This is a genomic window from Lysobacter soli, from assembly GCF_009755585.1.
Taxonomy (GTDB): domain Bacteria; phylum Pseudomonadota; class Gammaproteobacteria; order Xanthomonadales; family Xanthomonadaceae; genus Lysobacter_J; species Lysobacter_J soli.
The window spans coordinates 957,757-979,204 of sequence record NZ_CP046603.1; the positions used below are offsets into that span (position 1 = coordinate 957,757).

Consider the following 21,448-nt stretch of genomic DNA (forward strand, 5'->3'; position numbering starts at 1 on the left):
CATCCATGCGAGGTGAGCGATGACCGTGATGCGCGAAGCCATCGACACCACCACGCTCGGCTGGATCAAGCCCGAGCTGGACGAAACCCTGCGCCAGGCCCAGCAGGAAATCGAGGCGTACGCCGAGAACCCGGCCGACGCCAGCCGCATGCGCCAGTGCGCCGAACAGCTGCACCAGGTGCACGGCACGCTGCGCATGGTCGAGCTGTACGCCCCGGCGATGGTGGCCGAGGAAATGGAGCGCCTGGCGCTCGCGCTGCAGCAGGGCAAGGTTGCCGACCGCGACGACGCCTGCGCGGCGCTGATGCGCGGCGTGGTCCTGCTGCCCGACTACCTGGAACGCCTGCAGGGCGGCCATCGCGACATTCCGATCGTGCTGCTGCCGCTGCTCAACGAACTGCGCGCCACGCGCGGCGAGGCGGGCCTCAACGAAAGCGTCCTGTTCGCGCCGGACCTCGATCGTCCGCTGCCGGCGAACCTGCCCAGCGCGCTGCCGGCGGCCGCACCGGTACGCGGCGCGACCTCGCCGCACCTGGCTGCCCTGCGTGACGCGCTGGCGAACTGGCCGGAAGACGGCAACCCGTCGCAGCCCGAGAAGCTTTCGACCGCGATCGACGGCCTGCTCGGCGAAGTCGTGCTCGAACCCGTGCGCCGCATGCTGTGGGTCGCTTCCAGCGTCGCCGGCGCCCTGCGCGACGGCGCGCTGCCGGCCACGCGCGCGCTGCGCCAGGCCTTCGGTGGCGTGGAGCGCGAAGCGCGCCTGATGCTCGCCGACGACGGCTTCGGCGCACACCGCTCCGAACCTGCCGCCGAACCGACCCGCCAGCTGCTGTACCACGTCGCGCACAGCGACGGCCGCCACCCGGCGCTGGACGATCTGCGCCACACCTTCGAACTCGCCGCGCATCTGCCCAGCGAGTCCGAACTCGAACACGCCCGCGGTTCGCTGTCCGGCCGCAACCGCGCGCTGCTGGACACCGTCGCCGCGGCGATCAAGGAAGACCTGCTGCGCGTCAAGGACGCGCTCGACCTGCACCTGCGCACCGGCCAGACCGACGTCGCCGAACTCAAGCCGCAGGTGGAAGCGCTCGGCCGCGTCAGCGACACGCTCGGCATGATGGGACTGGGCGTCGCCCGCACCGTCGTGCTGCAGCAGCGAGATGCGATGCACGACATCGTCTCGGGCAAGCGTCCGGCCGACGAAGGCGCGCTCCTCGACGTCGCCGGTGCACTGCTTTACGTCGACGCCTCGCTGGACGACCAGGTCTCGCGCCTGGGCCTGCCCGACGCCGGCGCCGAGGACGACCTGCTCGCCGGCGAGGCGCGCAAGGTGCTCGACGTGCTCGTGCGCGAAGCCATCGCCAACTTCGGCGATGCGCGCCAGGCCTTCGTCGCGTTCGTCGAAACCAACTGGGACCACGCCGAACTGGCCGAAGTCCCGCGCGTGCTGGACGAAGTCGCCGGCGCGCTGCGCATGCTCGAGCTGCCGCAGCCGGCCGACTACCTCAGCGGCGTGAAGCGCTACACCGAGGTCGAGCTGATCGGCCGCAAGCGCGTGCCCAACGGCCAGCAGCTGGACACGCTCGCCGACGCGCTCGCGAGCCTGGAGTACTACCTCGAAGCGCTGCGCGAGCAGCGCCCGAACCGCAACCACATCCTCGACATTACGCGCCAGAGCCTGGAAACGCTGCGCTACTGGCCGCTGCCGGAATTCGACATCGCCGCCACGATGGCGCCGAGCTCGCCGATCAGCCGCGAGGAGCTGGCGCGCGTTCCGGATTTCGAACTGACCGACGAGATCACGCTCGGCACGCCGACCGCACCGGCGTTCGACGCCAATGCGCTGGCCCCGTCGCCGACGCTGGCCGCCGAAGTGCCGGTCGCGCAGGTGGCCGCCGCGGCGCCGGTCGCGCCGACTCCGGTGCCGGCCCCCGCGCCGGTCGCGAGCACGCCGCAGCAGATCGCCGCAGGCGGCTTCGAACACAGCGACGACATCGACGACGAGATCCGCGAGGTCTTCCTCGAGGAACTCGACGAGGAAATCCGTCATCTCGGCGACCTGCTGCCCGAATGGCACGCGCTGCCGGAGGACAGCGAGCGCCTGCGCCCGATCCGCCGCGTGTTCCACACGCTGAAGGGCTCCGGCCGCCTCGTCGGCGCGAAGACGCTCGGCGAATTCAGCTGGAAGATCGAGAACCTGCTCAACCGCGTGCTCGACGGCACGCGTCCGGCGAGCCCGGCGGTCATCGGCCTGGTCGGCCATGCCTACGCCACGCTGCCGCAGCTGCACGCCGCGCTGCGCAACGAAGGCGCGATCACCGCCGACCTGCCGGCGATGGAAGCCCACGCCGACCGGCTGGCCGAAGGCGACGAAACGCCGTACACGCCCGCGCCGCCCAAGGCCGAAGCGGTCGTGGAACCGGTGGTCGAGCCGATCGAGCCTGTTGTCGAACCTGTCTTCGAGCCGCTGGCCGAAGAGATCACGCTCGAAGCGGTCAGCTTCGACGGCCTGGACAGCGCGATCGAAGTCGAGGAAATCAGCTTCGACGACGTGCCCGCGCCGGAACTGGCGGCCGAGGACATCGCACCGGTGCTGGAGCCCGAACCGGGCGTGCCGGCGTCGGTCGACTCGGTGCTGCTGGAAATCCTGGACGCCGAAGTCAGCGGCCACCTCGCGACGATCGAGCAGTGGCTGGCCGCATCGCAGCCGCAGCCGCAGCCGGCCGACGATGGCCTGCAGCGCGCGTTCCACACGCTCAACGGTGCCTTCGCGATGACCGAAGTGCCGGTGATCACCGAGATCACCGGTCCGACCGAGGTATACGTGAAGCGCCTGCTGGCCTCCGGCCAGCCCGCCAGCGCCGAAGGCGTGGCCGCGATGGGCGAGGTCGCCGACGCGATCCGCCGCACGCTGGCGACGCTGAAGACGCCGTCCCCGCGGATCCCGGTGTTCGCCGGCCTTGCCGATCGCATGCGCGCCCTGCGCGACAGCCTGCCGGACGCGCGCCAGCCGATGCCGCAGGAAGCGGTCGAGGCCGAGCATGCGTTCACCGCGATCGACCTGAGCGAGTTCACCGACCTGGCCGCCGACGTCGGCCCGGACTACCTCTCCGATCCGGCCCACGCCGAGCGCATCGAGACCGAGCTGGCCGAAGCCCGCCGCATCGAGGCCGAGCGCGAGGCGATCGAGCGCGCCAACGCCGAGCGCATCGAAGTCGAACGCCTGGAAGCGGAGCGTTTCGCGCTGGAAGAACAGCAGCGCGAAGCCGAGCGCCTGGCACTGCTCAAGCGCGAGGAAGATGCGCGCGCCGAAGCGGAGCGTCGCGAAGCCGAACTGCTCGCCGCCGAGGCCGCGGAAGCCGAGCGCATCGCCGCGGAGCTGGCCGAAGCCGCACGTGCGGATGCCGAGCGTGCCGCGGCGGAAGAAGCCGCGCGCATCGAGGCCGAGCGTCTCGCCGCCGAACACGCCGCTGCCGAAGAGGCCGCACGGGCCGAAGCGGAACGCGTCGAGTCCGAGCGCATCGAAGCCGAACGTCTCGCCGCCGAGCAGGCCGAAGCCGAACGTCTCGCCGAAGAGCGTGCAGCCGAAGAGCGCGCCGAGCGCCTCGCCGCCGAAGCCGCGCATCAGGCCGCCGTCGAGGCCGCCATGGCCGAGCGCCAGGCCGCCGTCGCGCTGGCCGAACAGCAGCGCATCGAAGCGCAGCTGCTGGAAGCCGAACGCCTCGCCACCGAGCGCCTCGAAGCCGAGCGCCTGGAAGCGGCGCGCATCGCCGACGAGGAAGCCGAGTACGCGCGCCTGGAGGCCGAATACGCCGAAGCCGATCGCGTCGCCAGCGAACAGCATGCGGCCATCGAAGCCGCTTCGCTGGAGGCGGCAGCCGTCGGCCACGCCTTCGTCGACGCGCCCGCGATCGGCGACATGCGCGACGAGCTGCCCGAGGCGCAGGAACTCACGCAGGACGCGCTGGCCGAGCTGCCTTCCGACGCGCCGGCGCACGACTTCGCCTCCATTCCGTCCATCGAGGCGCAGGAGCCGGCCGTGGCCGCGCTCATCGCGCAGGCGCTGGCCGGTGCCGACGATCCGGACGAAGCGCTGGACCTGAGCGAGCTCGACCCGGAACTGGTCGACATCTTCGTCGAGGAAGCCAGCGACCTGCTGGATCACTCCGACGGCCTGCTCGCGCAGCTGCGCGAGGCGCCGACCGAGCGCGAATCGCTGGTCGGCCTGCAGCGCGACCTGCACACCATCAAGGGTGGCGCGCGCATGGCCGGCATCATGGCCGTGGGCGAACTCGGCCACGCCATGGAATCGCTGCTCGAAGGCGTGGTGGAAAACCGCTGCGAACTCGGCCGCGACGGCGTGCCGCTGCTCGAGCGCGGATTCGACCGCCTGCATGCGATGGTCACCCGCGTCGGCGACCGCCGCGCGATTGCCATGCCCGAAGCGCTTATCGCCGAGTTCGACGCGCGTTCGCGCGGCGAGACCACGCTGGGCGACCTGGCCGCTGCCGCGCAGGCCGCCGCTCCCGTCGTCGCGACGGCGAAGCCGGCCGCGCCGGTCGTCGAGGCCGCGCACGACGAGCCCCATCACGTCGACCTCAAGCCGCTGTCGGCACCGATCAGCGACCAGCCGCTCACGGACGACGACGACATCGGCGTGCGCGCCCCGCAGGAACAGGTGCGTATCCGCGCCGACCTGCTGGACCGCCTCGTCAACTACGCCGGTGAGGTCGCGATCTACCGCGCCCGCCTGGAGCAGCAGCTCGGTGCATTCCGTGGCGCCATCGCCGAAATGGCGGCGACGAACACGCGTATGCGCGACCAGCTGCGTCGCCTGGAAATCGAAACCGAAGCGCAGATCGTCGCGCGCTACCAGCGCGAGGGCGACGACGGCGAGCAGGCATTCGATCCGCTGGAACTCGACCGCTTCTCGACGCTGCAGCAGTTGTCGCGCGCGCTTGCCGAATCGGCGGCCGACCAGGTCAGCCTGCAGACCACGCTCGACGACCTGACGCGCCAGTACGAAACGCTGCTGCTGCAGCAGTCGCGCGTGAGCTCGGACCTGCAGGAAGGCCTCATGCGTACGCGCATGGTGCCGTTCGACGGCCTGCTGCCGCGCCTGCGCCGCGTCGTGCGCCAGGCGTCGGGCGAACTGGGCAAGCATGTCGCGCTCAAGCTCGACGGCACCCAGGGCGAACTCGACCGCAACGTGCTCGAACGCATGACCGCGCCGCTGGAGCACATGCTCCGCAACGCCGTCGCGCATGGCCTGGAAACGCCGGACAAGCGCAAGAAGGCCGGCAAGCCGGACGAAGGCACGATCCGCATCGCGGTGCGCCGCGAAGGTTCGGAAGTCGTGCTGGAAGTCGGCGACGACGGCGCCGGCCTCAATCGCGAGGCGATCCTGCGCCGCGGCCACGAGCGTGGCCTGGTGCCGGAAGGCGCCACGCTGTCCGACGCCGCGATCGACGCGCTGATCCTCGAGCCGGGCTTCTCCACCGCCGAATCGGTCAGCCGCCTGGCCGGCCGCGGCGTGGGCATGGACGTGGTCGCCAGCGAAGTCCGCCAGCTCGGCGGCACGCTGGACATCGCGTCCGTCCCCGGCAAGGGCGTTACCTTCACGCTGCGCCTGCCGCAGACGCTGGCGGTCACGCAGGCGGTGTTCGTGCGCATCGGCGAGACCACCTTCGCCGTGCCGATCGCCTCGGTCCGCGGCGTGGGCCGCATCGCCCGCGATCGCCTGGACATGGTCGACGCGACCTACCGCTACGGCGGCGAGGACTACGCGGTGCACGACCTCGGCACGCTGGTCGGCCATGGCACCGCCAAGGCCGAAGGCGCGCTGCAGATGCCGCTGCTGCTGATCCGTTCGGGCGACCTGCGCGCCGCGGTGTGCGTCGACCAGGTCGTCGGCAACCGCGAAATCGTGGTGAAGCCCGTCGGTCCGCAGGTGGCGTCGGTGCCGGGCATCTTCGGCGCGACCATCATGGGCGACGGCCGCGTGGTCGTGATCCTCGACGTCGCACCGCTGGTGCGCCGCCAGGCGCTGCTGCCGCGCGACCATGTCGTCGCGCCGGTCGCAACGGTCGAAACGCGCCGCGTTCCGCTGGTCATGGTGGTCGACGACTCGGTCACCATGCGCAAGGTCACCGGCCGCGTGCTCGAACGCCACAACCTTGAGGTCCTCACCGCGAAGGACGGCATCGACGCGCTGGAGCGCATGGTCGAGCGCGTGCCCGACCTGATGCTGCTGGACATCGAAATGCCGCGCATGGACGGCTACGAGCTCGCCACCGCGATGAAGGGCGACGCGCGCCTGCGCGGCGTGCCGATCGTGATGATCACTTCGCGTACCGGCGACAAGCATCGCCAGCGCGCGTTCGAGATCGGCGTGGAGCGCTACCTGGGCAAGCCGTACCAGGAGCCGGAACTGATGCGCAACGTGTACGACCTGCTGGGCATCGATGCGGGGGCGACGCGGAATGAGTGAGTCCTCCCGTCGCGCGGTCCTTCTGGCGCGACCGGGCGCAGCCTGCGAACGACTGCGTTCGGCCTTGTCCGACGCAGGCGCGCACGTCGTCCTGGAAGCCGATCCGACCACGCTGCAACTCGAAGCGCTGGGGCAGGTCGCACCGCAGGTCATCGTCGTCGCGCTGGATCCGGTCACCGAAGACGTGATCGAGAAGTTCGATCCGGTGCTCGCCGATCCGTCGGTCGAAGTGATCTACGAGGAAGCCGCGCTGGCGGCCACGCGCGAGGGCTGGGACCTGGCGCGCTGGGCGCGTCATCTCGGCGCGAAACTGCACGGCCATGGCGACGTCCTGCCGCCGGGCCATGAACCCGAAGGCATGGAACCGCCGGAGCCGATCGTGCAGCGTCCGGCCGAAGTCGTCGCTCCGGTCGCTCAGGTCGCGCCCGTCGAAGCACCGCGCGCTGTCGCGCCGGTCGAAGCGCCTGCCATCGCGCCGGCGCCCGTTGAGGCTGCTCCGTTTGCGGCGCTCTCGCTCGCTCCGGTCGAAGAGACGCCCGTGGTGCAGGCCGCCGTGTCGCTCGATGCCGTTGAGCACGTGGCAGTCGCCGAATCCACACTGGAACTGACGGTCGACGAACCGCAGGTCCAGTACACGCACGAGGCCAGCTACAGCCCCTTCGATCCGGTCGCCGCCGAAGCCAGCTTCGACGCCGAGCCGGTCGAACTGGCGCCGGTGCTGACCGACATCGAACTGACGTTCGCGTCCGACGCGCCGATGGTTGCGGCCGACGCCATCGACGTATCCGCCGAACTGGTGGTGCAGCCGTTCGAATCGAGCTTCGACTACGAAGTGGCTGAAACCTCGACGCCGGTGTTCGAATCGCCCGTCTTCGACGCCCCGACGCTGGAAGCCTCGCTTCCCGAGGTCATCGAGACGCCCGCGTTCGACGCGCCGGCTGCGCCGGTGCTGATGTTCGAGGCCAGTCGCGATGGCGCGTCAGCGTCGGCTGCGCCGAAGCCGGAAACGCCGGCCGCGCCCGACTGGTCGTTCACCGACGACACCACCGACGCCGCCGCGTCCGTCGCGCGCGACGCCGACCCGAACCACAAGTTCCAGCGCGACCTCGGCGACATCGAGCGCCGCATTTCCTCGCTCGAACTGGTCGAGGACCGCGTCGTGGCGCAGCTGGGCGGCGCGATCCTGGTGCTCGCCGGTATCGGCGGTCCGGATGCGGTGCGCCAGCTGCTTGGCGGCCTGCCCGAAGAATTCCCGCGCCCGGTGCTCGTGCAGCAGCGCCTCGACGGCGGCCGTTACGACCGCCTCGTCGCGCAGATGCAGCGCGCCACGCCGCTGCAGGTGCGCCTGGCCGAGCCGGGCCTCATCGCCATGGCCGGCACGATCTACATCCTCCCGGCCGATATCGGCATCACGGTGAGCGAGTCGGGCATGCGCTTCGTCGAAGGCGGTGGCGACGTGCTCGCCATGCTGCCGCCGGGCGACTCCGCGGTGCTGATGCTCAGCGGCGCCGATCCGGCGCAGGTCGATGCGGCGATGAAGCTGTCCGGCAGCGGCGCGCTCGTCGCCGGCCAGGCGGCGGACGGCTGCTACGACGCGGCCGCGGCATCGGCACTCATCGCGCGCGGCGCGCAATCGGGCCAGCCTGCCGAGCTTTCGGCACGCCTGGCCGAACGCTGGCGCTGAGCGACAAGGAACACGACATGGCCACCGAACACGTCCAAGCTTCCGGCGCTACCGAAAACGACATCCGGGGCGTCCTGATCCAGGTCGCCGGCGGGCGCCTGCTGCTGCCCAACGCGACCATCGCCGAGGTGCTGTCCTACGCCGAACCGGATGCCGTCGCCGGCGCACCGGACTGGCTGCTGGGCCGCATCCGCTGGCGCGGCTGGCAGCTGCCGCTGATCGCCTTCGGCCGCTTCTCGGGCCTGGCGAACGAGCGCGGCGGCCTGGGCAGCAAGGTCCTGGTTCTGCGCGCGCTGGGCGGAAACACGCCGGTCGAAGGTCGCCGCACTCCGTACTTCGCGCTGCTGACGCAGGGCTTCCCGCGCCTGGTCACCGTGGCGCGCGACACGCTGATGGTCGTCGACGACCACAACGCACTGCCCAACGGCGTGCAGGCGCGCGTGCTGCTTAACGAAGACGCGGCGTTCCTGCCCGATCTCGGCACGATCGAAGACCAGATCGGCATCGCGCTCGCGCAGGCGCAGGCCGCTTGAGCCGAACCCCGGTGCCGGGGCTCGACACGAAGCTCGAACCTGCACCGCGCGCCGACGCGAACGCCGTCGGCGTGCAGCGTCAAAGTACCCCGCGGTACGCCTCTGTCGACGCGCTGCGCGGCCTGACGGTCGCGGCGATGCTGCTGGTCAACAACCCCGGCGACTGGGGACATGTCTACGCGCCGCTCGAGCACGCCGCCTGGCACGGCTTCACGCCGACCGATCTGATCTTCCCGATGTTCCTCTTCATCGTAGGCGTGTCGATCGCGCTGGCGCTGATGCCGCGCGTCGAGCGCGGCGATGACCGCCGCGCGCTCACGAAGACCGTGCTCGTCCGCGGCGCACGCATCCTTGGCCTCGGGTTGCTGTTGCACCTGTGCGCACTGTGGGCGTTCGATCTGGCGCACTACCGCGTGCCGGGCGTACTGCAGCGCATCGGCCTGTGTTTCGCAGCCCTTGGCGTGCTTGCGCTGCACACGCGACCACGCACGCAATGGGTGGCTTTCGCCGCGCTTCTGCTGGCGTACGGCGCGCTGCTCGCGGCAGGCGGCACGCTGGAGCCGTTCGTGAACATCGCCAGCCGCATCGACCACGCACTGCTCGGCGTTCACGTCTACCAGCTCGATCCGGCGACCGGTCGCGGCCACGATCCCGAAGGGCTCGTCAGCACGCTCGGGGCATTGGCGACGACGCTGTTGGGCCTGCGCGCAGGCGACTGGCTGCGTCGTGGCGACCGCCGCACGCTGGTGATCGCGGGTGCACTCGCGATCGCGGCGGGCCTCGCGTGGTCGCTGTGGCAGCCGCTCAACAAGAACCTGTGGACGCCGTCGTACGTGCTGTGGACCGGTGGCCTCGCGTGCTGGATCCTCGCGCTGTTCCACTCGCTCATCGACCTGCGTGGCTGGCCGCCCCTAGGCCGCGCGTTCGGCGTGAATGCGATCGCCGCCTACGCCGGCTCGGCGTTCATGCTCTACGCGCTGGTCGCCTTCGGCTGGCTCGATCCGCTCTACCAGCATGCGTTCGCCGGCTGGATCACGCCGCGCTTCGGCCCGCACGTGGCGTCGTTGGCGTACGCCATCGCCTTCGTGCTGGTGTGGTGGATCGTCGTGCGGGTGCTGGATGCGCGGAAGGTCTATTTCAAAATCTGACCCGCCTGACCAATGCATATGAACCGACTGGCCGCGCTGTTTCTGCTCTCGTTGATGCTGTGCGCTTGCAGGGTGAGCGTGTCGACCACGCCTGAGAAGGTCACGGCGCAACGCGGAACTGCCCAGGAGCGGGCTGAAGTAGTCCGGGTCGCCGACTCGATCGCTCGCGATATGGATAGCGGCGATTTCGAGACCGTCTGGAAAGAATCCAGCCAGATCCTGAAAGACGCGACATTCGAGGTCGTTTTCACGAAGACCCTCGAGACGGCGCGCGGCAACTTGGCGAGCTCGGGAAAGCGCGGCGAGGTACGCGTCGGCTTCCTGAAAAAGCTCGAAGCGAACCTGCCGGAAGGCGAGTATTCCATCGTCGAAATCGACACGGCATTCGAAGGGGCGGCCGTAACGGAAAAGTTCGTGCTTACCCGCGAAAGTCGCGAGTGGAAACTGGCGGGCTACTTCATCAATGGAACGAAACGGTTCGGCGGCTGACAGCCGCTGGCCCCATCAAGCGAAATCCCCGAACCTCGCCTGCAACGCCGCAATCGCCGCCAGTCCGGCGGTTTCCGTGCGAAGGATGCGCGGCCCCAGCTTCAGGCCGCGGAAGCCCGCCGCGCGCAGTTGCGTGCGATCGAGGTCGGACCAGCCGCCTTCCGGGCCGATCGCCACGTAAACCGTTTGCGCGACATCCAGATCGAGCGTGCCGAACGAGAACTCGCCTTCCGGATCGAGGATCAGGCGCAATCCGCCCGCCGGAAGCGCAGTCAGTGCGGCTGAAAGCGATACGGGCGCGACGACCTCCGGCACGAATGCGCGGCCGCTCTGCTCGCAGGCCGACGACACGACGCTGCGCCAATGCGCCAGCCGCTTCTCCGCGCGCGCCTCGTCGAGCTTCACCTCGCTGCGCTGCGACCACAGCGGATGGAATGCGGTCGCGCCCAGCTCGGTGGCTTTCTGCAGGATCAGGTCCATCTTCTCGCCGCGCGCCACGCCCTGCAGCAGCACGAGCTTCAGCGGCGATTCGCGCGACACCGCCTCGGAGGATTCGATCGCCACACGCAGCTCGCGCTTGGTCGAGGACACGATGCGCGCGGCGTAATCGTGGCCGTCGCCGTTGAACAGCACGCAGGCATCACCGACGCCCAGGCGCAACACGCGGACGAGATGCGCGGCCGCGCTTTCGGGCAGCGCGACTTCGCGGCCGACGCTGAGCGATTCGTCGACGTGGACGCGGGTCAGGCGCATGCGGCTTCCTCGATGGCGTGGTCGATCGCCGCACGCGTGGTGTCGGCAAGCAGTTGCAGCGCGTCGCCGTCGACGCAGTACGGCGGCATCCAGTACAGCACGTCGCCGAGCGGACGCAACAGCACGCCGCGTTCGAGCGCGGCGCGATACGCGCGAAGGCCGATGCGCGCGCCTGTATCGAACGGCGTGCGCTTGTCGCCACCGCGCGTGAGTTCGAAGGCGACGATCATGCCGGCCTGGCGCACGTCGGCGACATGCGGATGGTCGGCGAACGGCATAGCGAGCGTCGCCATGCGTCGCGACGTATCGCGATTTCGCGCGATCACGTCGTCCTGTTCGAGGATCGCCATCGACGCCAGTGCCGCCGCGCACGCGAGCGGGTTGCCGGTGTAGCTGTGCGAATGCAGAAAGGCCTTCTCGCGCGATTCGTCGAGGAAGCCGTCGTAGATCGACTGCGTCGCGAGCACCGCCGCCAGCGGCAACGCGCCGCCGGTCAGGCCTTTCGACAGGCACAGCAGGTCGGGCTGCACGCCGGATTGTTCGGACGCGAACAGCGTGCCGGTGCGGCCGAAACCGACGGCGATCTCGTCGCAGATCAGGAACACGCCGTGCGCGTCGCACAGTTCGCGCGCACGCTTGAGGTACGCCGGATCGTGCATGCGCATGCCGCCGGCGCATTGCACGCGCGGTTCGAGGATCAGCGCGCAGACTTCGCCCGCGTGGCGTTCGAGCAGCTCCGCGAGCGCGTCCGCGGCGCGATGCGCGCGCTGCGCCGGCGTTTCGCCTTCCTCGCACAGATATGCGTCGGGCGAGGGAGCGAACATCGCCTCGGCCAGCAGCGGCGCGTAGACGCGGCGATACAGCGGAATGTCCCCGACCGCCAGCGCGCCCAGCGTTTCGCCGTGGTAGCCGTTGTCCAGCGCGATGAACTTCGTGCGCCCGTCGATGCCGCGATTGCGGAACCAGTGGAAGGCCATCTTCAGCGCGACTTCGATGCCCGCCGAGCCGTTGTCGGCATAGAACACCTTCGCCAGCGGTTCGCGGCCGGCCTCGCGCGGCGCGATGGACAGCAGCTTCTCGGCGAGTTCGACCGCCGGCGCGTGCGAGACGCCCGCGAGGATCACGTGCTCCAGCGTCGTCGCCTGGCGCGCGATCGCCGCGGCGATGCGCGGCTCGGCGTGGCCGAAGAGGTTGGTCCACCAGCTGCTGATCGCGTCGAGGTAACGCCGCCCGTCGCGGCCGATCAGCCACGCGCCTTCGCCGCGTTCGACGGGCAACAGGGGCAGGGTGCCGGCGGGATCGAGGTGTTCGCGCATCTGCGTGCACGGGTGCCAGAGCACCGCCAGGTCGCGCTCGCGCCAGGCGGCCGCCGTGTCCTCGCGCGCTATGATGTGGTCCATTCGCTGCATCCCGCCATTCTAGCCGCGCGACCGGCCGGGACCTTCCACGCCCGACGCACGCGCCCGCTCGGATGGCATTCCGGAGCCCGCATGTCGCGTCGTCTGCCCACCATCCACCGCATCACCGAACACGACGCCGGCCCGTACCGGCTCGAACGCCTCGACCTGGAATTCGCCAACGGCGAGCGCCGCCACTACGAGCGCCTGCATGGGCGCGGGCACGGCGCGGTGGTCGTGGTGCCGATGATCGACGAGGACACCGTGCTGCTCGTGCGCGAGTACGCCGCCGGCGTGCATCGCTACGAGCTGGGACTGGTGAAGGGCCGCATCGACGCCGGCGAGACGCCCGAGCAGGCGGCCGATCGCGAACTGAAGGAAGAAGCCGGCTACGGCGCGCGCGACGTGCGCGTGCTGCGCGCGCTGACGCTCGCGCCGACGTACATGAGCCACCAGGCGCACCTGGTGATCGCGCGCGACCTGTATCCCGAGCGCCTGCCCGGCGACGAGCCGGAAGAACTCGAAGTCGTGCCGTGGAAGCTCGACGCACTACACGAACTGATCCTGCGCGAGGACTTCTCCGAAGGCCGCAGCATCGCCGCCCTGTTCATCGCCCGCGAGTGGCTGAGGATGCAATCCCGATGACGTCACCTGTACACCTCGATGCCGCGATCCGCGAGGATGTGATCGCACTGGCGCACGATGCCGCCTCCGCGATCCTGGGCATCTACGACAGCGAATTCGCCGTGCAGCACAAGGACGACGATTCGCCGCTCACCGCCGCCGACCTCGCCGCGCATCGCTGCATCGTCGACGGATTGGCGCGGATCACGCCCGATATTCCCGTGCTGTCGGAGGAATCCGCGCACGAGGTTCCGACCGCGACGCGCCGGCAATGGCAGCGCTTGTGGCTCGTCGACCCGCTCGACGGCACGCGGGAGTTCGTCAAGCGCAATGGCGAGTTCACGGTGAACATCGCGTTGATCGTCGATGGCGTGGCCGTGTGGGGCGTCGTGCAGGCGCCGGTGACGGGCGAGTTGTGGCATGGCGGTGCGGACATTGGCGCGTTCCGTCGGCTGGGGTCGAACGAAACTGCGATCCGCGTGCGCGCGCCGGCCACCGCGCCGCTGCGCGTGGCAGCGAGCCGTTCGCATCGCGACAGCCGCACGCAGGCGTTCATCGACCGCATGGGCGAGACCGAGCCGGTCGGGCTCGGCTCGTCGCTGAAATTCTGCAAGCTCGCCGAAGGCACGCTCGACGTGTATCCGCGTTTCGGCCCGACCAGCGAATGGGACACGGCCGCCGGCCAGTGCGTGCTCGAAGGCGCGGGCGGCGCGGTGCTCGATCCGCAGGGGCGCCCGTTCCGCTACAACCAGCGCGAGCGGATCCTCAACGGCGACTTCATCGGGCTGGGCGATGTGGCGCTGCCATGGCGGGAGTGGATGGCGCCGTAGTTCCCGGACAGCATGATCCCCGGGATGCATGGATTCCCGCCTTCGCGGGAATGACAGCCGAAACACGCAGCAACGCTCAGCGGAACGAACACGTGCACAACCCCGACGATATCCAATCCCTGCTCCACATCATGTCCCGCCTTCGCGATCCGGTAGGCGGTTGTCCGTGGGACCTGGAACAGGACTTCGCGACGATCGCGCCGTACACGATCGAGGAGGCGTACGAAGTCGCCGACGCGATCGATCGTGGCGACCTGGCGGACCTGAAGGACGAACTCGGCGACCTGTTGCTGCAGGTGGTGTTCCATGCGCAGATGGCCTCGGAGCAGGGTGCGTTCTCGTTCGGCGACGTCGTCGCGGCGATCTGCGACAAGATGGTGCGCCGGCATCCGCACGTGTTCGGCGATGCGTCGGTGGAAGACGCCGACGCGCAGACCGTCGCGTGGGAAGAACAGAAGCGTCGCGAGCGCGAGGCGAACGGTACCGAAGACCGTTCCGCGCTGGCCGGCATTGCGCGTGGCCTGCCCGAGTGGCAGCGCGCGACGAAGCTCCAGAAGCGCGCCGCGCGCGTGGGATTCGACTGGCCCGACGTGACGCCGGTGTTCGCCAAACTGCACGAGGAAATCGACGAGGTGCGCGCCGAATTCGCTGCGCTCGACGCGAATCCCGACGATGCCGCCGCACGCGACCGGCTGGAGGACGAGATCGGCGACGTGCTGTTCGTCTGCGCGAACCTCGCGCGGCATGCGAACGTCGACGTCGGTGCCGCGATGCGTCGCGCGAACCTCAAGTTCGAGCGGCGTTTCCGCGCGATGGAGGCGTTGGCGCAGGCCGACGGAACATCGCTTGCCGACCTGCCGCTGCAGGCGCAGGATCGCCTCTGGAATCGCGCCAAGGCCGACGAAAAGGCCTGAGTGCCGCCCGCAGCGCAACATCACGAGAGGACCGCATGTCGCGCTTTTCGAGCTTCCGCGAGTTCTACCCGTTCTACCTGAGCGAACACAGCCATCGTACCAGCCGGCGGCTGCATTTCATCGGCAGCTGCGGCGTGCTGGCGCTGGTCGCGCTGGCGATCGTGCGGGGCAACGCGTGGTGGCTGCTGGCCGCGTTGCTGTGCGGCTACGGCTTCGCATGGGTAGGGCACTTCTTCTTCGAGAAGAACCGGCCGGCGACGTTCAAGCACCCGTTCTATTCGTTCGTCGGCGACTGGGTGATGTTCAAGGACATCCTGAGCGGGAAGATCCGGTTCTAGGACGCGCCGCCCGGAGTGACCACTCACTCCAGGAAGATCAGCCAGGCCGCCACGACGATCATCGCGAAGCCCGCCCAGTGGTTCCACTTCAGCGGCTGGCCGAGATACCACGTCGAGAAGCCGGCGAAGACCAGCAGGGTGATGACCTCCTGCATGCCCTTGAGCTGGGGCGCCGAGTAGACTGAGCTGCCCATCCGGTTGGCCGGCACCATCAGGCAGTACTCGAAGAAGGCGATACCCCAGCTGGCGAAGATCGCCACCATCAGGGGCGCGGACTTGTACTTGAGGTGGCCGTACCAGGCGAAGGTCATGAAGACGTTCGAGCCCAGCAACAGGGCGATGGGAAGGATGCGTTCCAGGGGCATGGTAAGGATTCGCTAGGGTTTCGTTCAGTTTGTGTGGGGGGCCTTCACGGCCTCTCCACTCGCGGCCCGGCAGCCTTCACAAAGCTGAAGCGTCGGGAGGTTTTGCATGCAGGGTACCGGAACACGAGATGGCGGCCTGGTCCTCATTGTCGAGGACAACCGGAACATCTCCGAGATGGTCGGTGAATACCTCGAAGGCCGTGGATTCGAGGTCGATTACGCGAGCGACGGCCTCGACGGCTATCGGCTGGCGACGGAAAACAACTACGACGTCATCGTGCTGGACCTGATGCTCCCGCGCATGGACGGCGTGGAGCTATGTAAGAAGCTGCGCGAGGAAGCGCGCAAGTCGACGCCGGTGCTCATGCTCACCGCGCGCGACACGCTCGACGAAAAGCTCACCGGCCTGGGCGCCGGCGCCGACGATTACCTCACCAAGCCGTTCGCGATCCAGGAACTCGAAGCGCGCCTGCGCGCGCTGATCCGCCGCGAACGTCGCCAGGTTGGCGGCGAGGTGCTGAAGGTCGCCGACCTCGTGCTCGATCCGGCCAGCCTGCGCGTCACGCGCGGCGGCAGCGAGCTGCAGCTCTCGCCGATCGGCCTGCGCCTGCTGACGATCCTCATGCGCGAATCGCCGCGCGTGGTGAGCCGGCAGGAAATCGAGCGCGAGATCTGGGGCAACGGCTTGCCGGATTCGGACACGCTGCGCAGCCATCTGTACAACCTGCGCAAGACCATCGACAAGCCCTTCGACAAGCAGCTGCTGCACACCGTGCAGAGTGCGGGCTATCGCGTGGCCGACATCTCCCAGCCGCCCGAGTAATCGGACCACATGGCGCACGGACTTCCGCGCAGGATCAAACTCGCGTTCATCACGCAGGCGTTGATCGGCAGCATCGTGATCACGGTGGGCATCCTGCTCACCGGCGTCATCGTGCGCCAGAAGGTCGTGGAAAAACGCGTGGAGCAGGAGGCGGAGGCCTTCTGGCAGGCCTACGCGCAGGATCCCTCGCACCGTTTGCCGGGCAGCTCGACGATGTCGAGCTACCTGGTGGTGCCGGGCAACCTGCAGGCGCCGCTTCCGGCGGAGCTGCGCAGCGTCACCGGCAGCGGCGTGCAGCGCCTGCCCGACAGCGGACGCCTCGTCTACGTCGATCGTCGTCCGCAGGGCACGCTGTACATCATCTTTTCCGCATGGCTCGCCGATCAGTCGGTGCTGCTGACCGGACTGGTGTCGCTCATCCTGTCGCTGGTGACCAGCGGCGTGCTGATCTGGATGACCTACCGCACGTCCAAGCGCATGGTCACGCCGGTGAGCTGGCTGGCGAACCAGGTCGCGCACTGGGATCCGCGCGATCCCGACGCGAGCGCGATCGCCTCTGCGCATCTGCCGGCCGAAGCGGGCGACGAAGTGCGCAAGCTGTCGCGCGCGCTGACCGGCCTGTCGCAGCGCGTCGGCGATTTCGTCCAGCGCGAGCGCAACTTCACCCGCGATGCGAGCCATGAGCTGCGCACGCCGCTCACCGTGATCCGCGTCGCGACCGACCTGATGCTGGCCGATACGGAGAACAGCTCGCGCACGCGGCGTTCGCTGTCGCGCATCCAGCAGGCCGGGCGCGACATGGAGGCGGTGATCGAGGCGTTCCTGATCCTCGCGCGCGAAGCGGACGTCGCGCCGCAGAGCGAGGAGTTCGAGGTGCGCGAGATCGTTACCGCCGAGGTCGAGCGCATTCGTCCGCTGCTGGGCGACCGTCCCGTCACCGTGACCCTGCACGACGAAGGCGCGCCGCGCCTGGTCGCGCCGCCGCACGTGCTGCGGGTGATGGTCGGCAACCTGCTGGGCAATGCCGCGCGCTTTACCGAATCGGGCGAGATCGAGGTCCGCCTGATGCCCGACCGCGTGGTGATCCGCGACAGCGGCATCGGCATGTCGCCGGAAATCCTCGCCAAGGCGTTCGATCCGTTCTTCCGCGCCGATTCGGCCGACAGCGACGGCAAGGGCATGGGGCTGTCGATCGTGCGCCGGCTCGGCGAACGCTTCGGCTGGCCGGTGAGCCTGGCCAGCGCGCCGGGGCAGGGCACGACGGCGGTGATCCGGTTCACGCGGTAATGCGCGCCAGCGCTCGGTAATCTTCGGCGTCAGCCCGGCATCCGCCGGATGACGCCGGGCTCGGCTGAACGATTCCGCCGACCCGCTGTCAACGCACTGGCCGCTGGTGCGTTCGCGCCGGCATAACCCTTCGATCGAGCCCCATGAGCGCAGCCCGCCCGTCGTCCCGCAATGCCCGCAAGCCCACGCCCTGGATCCGCCATGGCATCGCCGCCGCGGTGGTGGTCGCCCTGATCGCGGGCGGCGTGTACTTCTACAAAAAGCGCGGTAGCGATGCGGCCGAAGGCGCGTTCCGCACCGTGCAGGTCGAACGCGGCGATATCCGCGTCGCGATTTCCTCCACCGGCACGCTGAGCGCGATTTCCACCGTCACCGTCGGCAGCCAGGTGTCCGGCCAGGTGACCGACGTGCTGGTCGACTTCAACGATCCGGTGACCAAGGGCCAGGTCATCGCGCGCATCGACCCGAAGACGTACGAGGCGCAGATCGCGCAGGGCAACGCGCAGGTCGCCAGTGCGCGCGCGTCGCTCAGCCAGGCGCAGGCGACGCTGCTCAACGCCGAACTCGATTACAAGCGCAAGGCCGATCTCGGTGCGCGCCAGCTCGTCGCGCGCAGCGACGTGGATCTTGCGAAGGCCGCGCTCGATCAGGCGCGCGCGCAGGTCAACGCGGCGCAGGCGTCGATCCGCCAGCAGGCGGCGTCCACGCAGACGACGCAGGTCAACCTGGATCGCACCGTGATCCGCTCGCCGGTGGACGGCGTGGTGCTCACGCGCAGCATCGAGCCCGGCCAGACCGTGGCCGCGAGCCTGCAGGCGCCGGAGCTGTTCACCATCGCCGAGGACCTGGCGAAGATGAAGATCGAACTGGCCGTCGATGAAGCCGACATCGGCCAAGTGCGCACCGGGCAGAACGTGTCGTTTACCGTCGATGCGTTTCCGGACCGCCAGTTCCGCGGCACCGTCGAACAGGTGCGGCTGTCGGCCACGACCACCAATAACGTCGTGACGTATCCGGTCGTCGTCACCGTCGACAACAGCGACGGCACGCTGTTGCCGGGCCTCACGGTCAACGCGGAAATCGAGGTCAGCAAGCGCGAGGACGTGCTGAAGGTGTCCAACGCCGCGCTGCGCTTCAAGCCGTCCGACGACGCGCAATCGGCGACGCCTGCAGCGCCGGGCGCGGGTGGTCCGCGCGGCGGCTCGGGCATGCTCGACGACCTGTCGCGCACCGCGGCGTCGATGAACTTGAACGCGAACCAGCAGGCGGCGTTCGACACCGCGGCCGAAGCCGTGCGCGCACGACAGGCCGCGCGTCAGGCGCAGGCGTCGCAGCAGGGCGGCGGCGGGGGCAATCGATTGTTCGGTGGTGGCGGTGGCCGCGGCGGCCCGGGCGGTGCCGGTGGTCCGGTGATGATCGGCGGCCCGGGCGCCGGCAACATGCAGGCGCAGATGCGCCAGCGCATGGCCGACCGCTTCAAGGAAGACTTCGCCACCTTCCGCGCGACGCTCGACGACGCGCAGAAGAAACAGTGGGACGCCGCCATCTCCAACCTCGTCAACGCCAAGCGCGTGCAGATCTACAAGCTGGTCGACGGCGCGCCGCAGGGCGTGACGGTGCGTCTGGGCGCGAGCGACGGCACCGACACGGAGATCTCCGGCGGTGGCCTCAAGGCCGGCGATCCCATCGTCACCGGCGAACGGGCCGCGCGCGAATGAGTGGCGCCTCACAGGGAAGCGATGCACGTGATGCCGCAGCCGCGCCGGTAATCCTCACCCGCGCGCTGAGCAAGACCTACGCCGCGCACACCGAAGCCGAGGTGCAGGCGCTGCGCGGTGTCGACCTGCGCATCGATCGCGGCGAATTCGTCGCCATCATGGGCCCATCCGGGTCGGGCAAGTCGACGCTGATGAACCTCATCGGCTGCCTCGACACGCCCACCTCCGGCGTCTACGAATGCGACGGCGTCGACGTCTCCACGCTCGACGCCGAGGAACTCGCCGCGCTGCGCCGGGACAAGATCGGCTTCGTCTTCCAGGGCTTCAACCTGCTGCCGCGCATGAGCGCGCTGGACAACGTCGCGATGCCGCTCGGCTACGCGCGCGTGCCGCCGCACGAACGTACCGAGCGCGCGCGCGAGGCACTGGTATCCGTCGGCCTGGGCGAACGCGTCGGCCACCGGCCGAGCGAACTATCCGGCGGCCAGCAGCAGCGCGTGGCGATCGCGCGCGCGCTGATCAACCGGCCGCCGATCCTGCTCGCCGACGAACCGACCGGCGCACTGGACAGCAAGACGGGCGAAGAGATCCTCGCGCTGTTCAAGCGCCTGCGCGACGACGACCACACCGTCGTGCTGATCACGCACGATGCCGATGTCGCCGCGCACGCCGATCGCGTGTACGTGATGCGCGACGGCGAACTGCATCCGGAGGGCGCGGCATGAACTTCTCCGACATCCTGCGCACCGCGATCTACGCGCTGCGCGGCAACTGGATGCGCAGCGCGCTGACGTCGCTGGGCGTGATCATCGGCATCGCGGCGGTGATCGTGATGGTGTCCGTCGGCCAGGGCACGCAGCAGGAAATCGACAAGATGGTGTCGGGCCTGGGTTCGCAGCGGCTGGACATCAGCCCCGGCGCGGGCCGGGGTCCCGGCGGTGGCGGCGTGCGCATGAGTTCGTCGAGTTTCTTTACCCTCAACGAGGGCGACGTCGACGCGATCCGCAACGAGATCCCCGAAGTGCAGTACGTCGCCGGTGCCCTGCGCGGCAACACGCAGGTCGTCTACGCGGAGAACAACGCGTCCACGAGCTGGCAGGGCGTGCAGGCCGATTTCTTCGACATCAACGGCTGGACGATCGCGAACGGTTCGGGCTTCGACACGCAGGATTACACCAGCGCGGGCAAGTCGGTGATCATCGGCGAGACCGTGCGGCGCACGCTCTTCGGCGACGAAACCGGCGTCGGGCAGACGATCCGCCTGGGGCGCGTGCCGTTCACAGTGGTCGGCACGCTCAATCCGAAGGGGCAGGGCGGTTTCGGCCAGGACCAGGACGACGTGGTGATGGTGCCGCTGGAAACCGCGCGTCGTCGCCTGATGGGCGCGATGGGCCTGCCGTCCGGTGCGGTGATGCAGATCGCGCTGACGGTGGCCGATGCGAAGGACCTGTCGTACACGCAGGGCGAAGTCGAAGCGCTGCTGCGTCAGCGCCATCGCATCAAGCCTGGCGAGGAAGACGACTTCAACGTGCGCAACATCTCCGAGATCGTCGCAACACGAACGGCGACGACGCGGCTGATGTCGCTGCTGCTGGGTGCGGTGGCGACGATCTCGCTAATCGTCGGCGGCATCGGGATCATGAACATCATGCTGGTGTCGGTGACAGAACGGATCCGCGAGATCGGCCTGCGCATGGCGGTGGGCGCCGGGCCGTCGGACGTGCGGCGGCAGTTCCTCGCCGAGGCGATGCTGCTGTCGCTCGGCGGCGGCGTGCTGGGCATCGTGATCGGCGTCGTCGGTGCGCTGGCGGTCGGCCGCTTCAGCGACCTGCCGGTAGCGCTGAACGGACAGGTCATCGCGCTGGCGGCGACGTTCTCGATCATGACCGGCCTCTTCTTCGGCTATTACCCGGCGCGCAAGGCCTCGCAGCTCGACCCGATCGAGGCGCTGCGCCAGCAGTGAGGACGCGGGATGTCGTAAGACATCCCGGCCGAGGTTCGCCAGATTGCGACTCTGTCGCATGGGAAAAAGTCGCTATGCTCGGCCGGAGTTCC

The 21,448-nt window shown here is 69.2% G+C and carries 17 protein-coding genes; 14 read left to right on the forward strand and 3 right to left on the reverse strand.

The genetic code is table 11. The features are described 5' to 3' along the window. The first annotated feature begins 19 nt into the window (after positions 1 to 19). The 5 genes from GOY17_RS18890 (at position 20) to GOY17_RS04395 (ending at position 10,344) form a co-directional block, all read left to right on the forward strand. Positions 20 to 6,490, forward strand: coding sequence for an Hpt domain-containing protein (locus tag GOY17_RS18890; protein WP_232338527.1), 6,471 nt, complete (start codon positions 20 to 22; stop codon positions 6,488 to 6,490). Beyond that, entirely contained in the window at positions 6,483 to 8,174 is a 1,692-nt protein-coding gene (locus GOY17_RS04380) for a chemotaxis protein CheB (protein WP_198173810.1), read from the forward strand. The genes GOY17_RS18890 and GOY17_RS04380 overlap by 8 nt, the downstream gene beginning before the upstream one ends. Positions 8,175 to 8,191: 17 nt before the next feature. Continuing rightward, positions 8,192 to 8,707, forward strand: a complete 516-nt coding sequence (locus GOY17_RS04385; protein ID WP_157029472.1) for a chemotaxis protein CheW — start codon at positions 8,192 to 8,194, stop codon at positions 8,705 to 8,707. 71 nt (positions 8,708 to 8,778) lie between these two features. Then, positions 8,779 to 9,855 (forward strand): acyltransferase family protein, encoded by a 1,077-nt coding sequence (locus tag GOY17_RS04390; RefSeq protein WP_157031601.1) that lies wholly within the window; start codon positions 8,779 to 8,781, stop codon positions 9,853 to 9,855. 18 nt (positions 9,856 to 9,873) lie between these two features. Beyond that, on the forward strand, positions 9,874 to 10,344 hold the full coding sequence (locus GOY17_RS04395; protein ID WP_198173811.1) for a DUF4019 domain-containing protein: 471 nt from the start codon (positions 9,874 to 9,876) through the stop codon (positions 10,342 to 10,344). Between the two features lie 15 nt (positions 10,345 to 10,359). Here the strand turns inward: GOY17_RS04395 and GOY17_RS04400 are convergent, their stop codons facing one another. Then, positions 10,360 to 11,097, reverse strand: a complete 738-nt coding sequence (locus tag GOY17_RS04400) for a 16S rRNA (uracil(1498)-N(3))-methyltransferase (protein ID WP_157029474.1) — start codon at positions 11,095 to 11,097, stop codon at positions 10,360 to 10,362. Then, positions 11,088 to 12,497: an adenosylmethionine--8-amino-7-oxononanoate transaminase gene (bioA, locus tag GOY17_RS04405; protein ID WP_157029475.1), complete on the reverse strand. Its 1,410-nt coding sequence runs from the start codon at positions 12,495 to 12,497 to the stop codon at positions 11,088 to 11,090. The genes GOY17_RS04400 and bioA overlap by 10 nt, the downstream gene beginning before the upstream one ends. A 90-nt stretch (positions 12,498 to 12,587) precedes the next feature. Here bioA and nudE point away from each other — a divergent pair, with 90 nt between their 5' ends. Genes nudE through GOY17_RS04425 form a run of 4 tightly spaced genes read left to right on the forward strand, consistent with a single transcriptional unit; the run spans position 12,588 to position 15,200 of the window. Further along, positions 12,588 to 13,139 (forward strand): ADP compounds hydrolase NudE, encoded by a 552-nt coding sequence (gene nudE / locus GOY17_RS04410; protein ID WP_115843679.1) that lies wholly within the window; start codon positions 12,588 to 12,590, stop codon positions 13,137 to 13,139. Then, positions 13,136 to 13,948, forward strand: a complete 813-nt coding sequence (gene cysQ, locus GOY17_RS04415; RefSeq protein ID WP_157029476.1) for a 3'(2'),5'-bisphosphate nucleotidase CysQ — start codon at positions 13,136 to 13,138, stop codon at positions 13,946 to 13,948. Before nudE ends, cysQ begins: the two co-directional genes overlap by 4 nt. A gap of 50 nt (positions 13,949 to 13,998) precedes the next feature. After that, positions 13,999 to 14,862, forward strand: coding sequence for a nucleoside triphosphate pyrophosphohydrolase (gene mazG, locus GOY17_RS04420; RefSeq protein ID WP_157029477.1), 864 nt, complete (start codon positions 13,999 to 14,001; stop codon positions 14,860 to 14,862). A gap of 35 nt (positions 14,863 to 14,897) precedes the next feature. Then, a complete protein-coding gene (locus tag GOY17_RS04425; RefSeq protein WP_157029478.1) occupies positions 14,898 to 15,200 on the forward strand; it encodes an Mpo1-like protein in 303 nt (100 codons plus the stop codon). 23 nt (positions 15,201 to 15,223) lie between these two features. Here the strand turns inward: GOY17_RS04425 and GOY17_RS04430 are convergent, their stop codons facing one another. After that, a complete protein-coding gene (locus GOY17_RS04430) occupies positions 15,224 to 15,574 on the reverse strand; it encodes a DMT family protein (protein ID WP_425482299.1) in 351 nt (116 codons plus the stop codon). Between the two features lie 97 nt (positions 15,575 to 15,671). On the opposite strand from GOY17_RS04430, the gene GOY17_RS04435 reads away from it, so the two are divergent. The 5 genes from GOY17_RS04435 to GOY17_RS04455 all read left to right on the forward strand — a co-directional run bounded on the left by GOY17_RS04435 (position 15,672) and on the right by GOY17_RS04455 (position 21,356). After that, a complete protein-coding gene (locus GOY17_RS04435) occupies positions 15,672 to 16,388 on the forward strand; it encodes a response regulator transcription factor (RefSeq protein ID WP_115843669.1) in 717 nt (238 codons plus the stop codon). 9 nt (positions 16,389 to 16,397) lie between these two features. Further along, positions 16,398 to 17,675 (forward strand): sensor histidine kinase, encoded by a 1,278-nt coding sequence (locus tag GOY17_RS04440; RefSeq protein WP_115843667.1) that lies wholly within the window; start codon positions 16,398 to 16,400, stop codon positions 17,673 to 17,675. Between the two features lie 143 nt (positions 17,676 to 17,818). After that, positions 17,819 to 19,393 (forward strand): efflux RND transporter periplasmic adaptor subunit, encoded by a 1,575-nt coding sequence (locus tag GOY17_RS04445; protein WP_157029480.1) that lies wholly within the window; start codon positions 17,819 to 17,821, stop codon positions 19,391 to 19,393. Further along, a complete protein-coding gene (locus GOY17_RS04450) occupies positions 19,390 to 20,118 on the forward strand; it encodes an ABC transporter ATP-binding protein (RefSeq protein ID WP_157029481.1) in 729 nt (242 codons plus the stop codon). Before GOY17_RS04445 ends, GOY17_RS04450 begins: the two co-directional genes overlap by 4 nt. Then, positions 20,115 to 21,356, forward strand: a complete 1,242-nt coding sequence (locus GOY17_RS04455) for an ABC transporter permease (protein ID WP_115843661.1) — start codon at positions 20,115 to 20,117, stop codon at positions 21,354 to 21,356. Before GOY17_RS04450 ends, GOY17_RS04455 begins: the two co-directional genes overlap by 4 nt. Positions 21,357 to 21,448 lie beyond the last annotated feature (92 nt).

What these genes read in the sequence shown, in the direction of transcription:
- GOY17_RS04385 (WP_157029472.1), top strand. Translation starts at nt 8,192, where the DNA reads ATGGCCACCGAACACGTCCAAGCTTCCGGCGCTACCGAAAACGACATC.
- GOY17_RS04425 (WP_157029478.1), top strand. Translation starts at nt 14,898, where the DNA reads ATGTCGCGCTTTTCGAGCTTCCGCGAGTTCTACCCGTTCTACCTGAGC.
- mazG (WP_157029477.1), top strand. Translation starts at nt 13,999, where the DNA reads ATGACAGCCGAAACACGCAGCAACGCTCAGCGGAACGAACACGTGCAC.
- bioA (WP_157029475.1), bottom strand. Translation starts at nt 12,497, where the DNA reads ATGGACCACATCATAGCGCGCGAGGACACGGCGGCCGCCTGGCGCGAG.
- nudE (WP_115843679.1), top strand. Translation starts at nt 12,588, where the DNA reads ATGTCGCGTCGTCTGCCCACCATCCACCGCATCACCGAACACGACGCC.
- GOY17_RS04395 (WP_198173811.1), top strand. Translation starts at nt 9,874, where the DNA reads ATGAACCGACTGGCCGCGCTGTTTCTGCTCTCGTTGATGCTGTGCGCT.
- GOY17_RS04445 (WP_157029480.1), top strand. Translation starts at nt 17,819, where the DNA reads ATGAGCGCAGCCCGCCCGTCGTCCCGCAATGCCCGCAAGCCCACGCCC.
- GOY17_RS04450 (WP_157029481.1), top strand. Translation starts at nt 19,390, where the DNA reads ATGAGTGGCGCCTCACAGGGAAGCGATGCACGTGATGCCGCAGCCGCG.
- GOY17_RS18890 (WP_232338527.1), top strand. Translation starts at nt 20, where the DNA reads ATGACCGTGATGCGCGAAGCCATCGACACCACCACGCTCGGCTGGATC.
- GOY17_RS04435 (WP_115843669.1), top strand. Translation starts at nt 15,672, where the DNA reads ATGCAGGGTACCGGAACACGAGATGGCGGCCTGGTCCTCATTGTCGAG.
- GOY17_RS04400 (WP_157029474.1), bottom strand. Translation starts at nt 11,097, where the DNA reads ATGCGCCTGACCCGCGTCCACGTCGACGAATCGCTCAGCGTCGGCCGC.
- cysQ (WP_157029476.1), top strand. Translation starts at nt 13,136, where the DNA reads ATGACGTCACCTGTACACCTCGATGCCGCGATCCGCGAGGATGTGATC.
- GOY17_RS04440 (WP_115843667.1), top strand. Translation starts at nt 16,398, where the DNA reads ATGGCGCACGGACTTCCGCGCAGGATCAAACTCGCGTTCATCACGCAG.
- GOY17_RS04455 (WP_115843661.1), top strand. Translation starts at nt 20,115, where the DNA reads ATGAACTTCTCCGACATCCTGCGCACCGCGATCTACGCGCTGCGCGGC.
- GOY17_RS04380 (WP_198173810.1), top strand. Translation starts at nt 6,483, where the DNA reads ATGAGTGAGTCCTCCCGTCGCGCGGTCCTTCTGGCGCGACCGGGCGCA.